The 2,207-nt window shown below is 65.0% G+C and carries 1 protein-coding gene and 1 pseudogene; both read left to right on the plus strand.

The annotated features are described in order from the left end of the window. Positions 1–69: 69 nt before the first annotated feature. Positions 70–1,417: pseudogene (istA, locus tag HH308_RS29195) on the plus strand (IS21 family transposase). Then, positions 1,414–2,199 carry an IS21-like element helper ATPase IstB gene (istB, locus tag HH308_RS29200; RefSeq protein WP_170197804.1) on the plus strand — a complete coding sequence of 262 codons (786 nt, stop codon included), beginning with the start codon at positions 1,414–1,416 and terminating at the stop codon, positions 2,197–2,199. Before istA ends, istB begins: the two are co-directional and overlap by 4 nt. Positions 2,200–2,207 lie beyond the last annotated feature (8 nt).

Here is a 2,207-nt window from a genome sequence, read left to right on the forward strand (position 1 = left end):
TGTTGACGACGGCTGAAATCTGACCCCCTAGCGGCGGGTGAATTTTGACCCCCCTTTACAGCTAGGAGGATGATTTCAGTGGAGCAGTGGGCAGAGGTCCGCAGGTTGCATCGGTCCGAGGGTGTGCCAATCAAGGAGATCGCACGTCGGTTGGGGATCGCGCGTAATACGGTGCGTGCGGCGTTGAAGGCTGATGAGCCGCCGAAGTATTCGCGGCCGGCGCGCGGGTCGGCGGTGGATGCGTTTGAGCCGCATATTCGGGCGTTGCTCACCGAGTATCCGACGATGCCGGCCACGGTGATCGCGCAGCGGATCGGCTGGACGCACTCGTTGACGGTGCTCAAGGATCGGGTCCGGGTGATCCGGCCGGAGTATCGGGGTGTGGATCCGGTCGATCGGGTGGTGTACTCCCCGGGCGGTGTCTCGCAGTGGGACCTGTGGTTCCCCGACTATCAGATTCCGTTGGGAGACAATACGTTCGGCGTGTTCCCGGTGCTGGTGATGACATTAGCGTACTCCCGGTTCATGGCGGCGATCATGCTGCCCACCCGCCAGGGCGGAGATCTGACCGCCGGGATGTGGCAGCTGACCTCCCGGGTCGGCGGGGTCACCAAAACCCTGGTGTGGGACCGTGAGGCCGCGATCGGCGGCAAGGGAAAACCGACGGCGCTGGCCGCGGCCTACTGCGGCACATTGGGCACCTCACTGAGATTGGCGCCGCCGGCCGATCCGGAGTTCAAGGGGATGGTCGAACGCAACAACCGGTTCTTCGAAACCTCATTCCTCCCCGGGCGCACGTTCACCAGCCCGGCCGACTTCACCAACCAATTCGATTGGTGGGCAACCAATGTCGCCAACACACGCACGGTCCGGTCGATCGGTGGGCGGCCGATCGACCTGCTCGACGCCGACCGGGCGGCGATGACCGCGTTGCCGCCGGTAGCCCCGCATACGGGGCTGCACAAACGGATCCAACTACCACGCGACTACTACGTGCGGGTGGCCGGCAACGACTACTCGGTACACCCCAGCGTCATCGGACACCACGTCGAGGTCGTCGCCACCATCGACCGCGTGCGCGTGATGTGGAATCAGGTGTGTGTGGCCGATCACGACCGGTTCTGGGGCACCGGCCGCACCGTCACCGACCCCCCAGCACGTGCAGGCCGCCAAAGAACTCCGCGCCACCTACTGGCACAACGAAATGCGTACCCGCTCAACCAATCTCGCCAACCAGTGGGCCCGAGTCCGCGCACACGCCGACGGGCACGAAGTGCCGATCCGCTCGCTGCCCGACTACGACACCCTCTACAACGTGTCCTTCACCACCACCACCACCGCGGCCACCGCGACCACCGCTGCTGCTGGCGGCGTCGACGAGACCGACGCCGCGACCGGATCTGGAGACCCCCGATGACCACCACACCCGCACACGAGTACTCAAACCTCAACGGCGACAAGGATATCGCCACACACATCGACTACCTCACCCGCGCGTTGAAAACGCCGACGATCCGCCGCACCTGGGCGCAACTGGCCGAGCGGGCCCGCACCGAGGGCTGGAGCCACGAGCAGTACCTCGCCGCGATCCTCGACCGGCAAGTATCCGAACGCGAAGCCAACGGCACCAGCCTGCGGATCGCCGCCGCACGCTTCCCCGCGATCAAAACCCTCGACGACTTCACCTTCGACCACGTCCCCAGCCTACGCCGAGACATCATCGCCCACCTCGCCACCGCAACATGGATTGCCAAGGCACACAACGTAATTCTCCTCGGACCACCCGGCGTCGGGAAAACACACCTAGCCACCGCACTGGCGATCAACGCCGCCCACCACGGCTACCCCGTCTACTTCGACACCGCCACCGGCTGGGCCACGCGCCTGACCGACGCCCACCAACACGGACGCCTGCCCGCCGAACTCAAACGGCTACGCCGCTACAAAGTGCTGATCATCGACGAAATCGGCTACCTCCCCTTCGACGCCGACACCGCCAACCTGTTCTTCCAACTCATCGCCCACCGCTACGAACAAGGATCACTCATCATCACCTCCAACATGCCGTTCGGCCGGTGGGGCGAAATCTTCGCCGACGACGTCATCGCCGCCGCCCTCATCGACCGCCTCGTCCACCACGCCGAAGTCATCACCATCGACGGCGACTCCTACCGCACCCGACACCGCCGCACCGAATAACCCCACAA

This window comes from Gordonia asplenii (assembly GCF_012933505.1).
Classification (GTDB): domain Bacteria; phylum Actinomycetota; class Actinomycetes; order Mycobacteriales; family Mycobacteriaceae; genus Gordonia; species Gordonia asplenii.

Coding starts and splice junctions, on each gene's coding strand:
- istB (WP_170197804.1), top strand. CDS start 1,414: ATGACCACCACACCCGCACACGAGTACTCAAACCTCAACGGCGACAAG.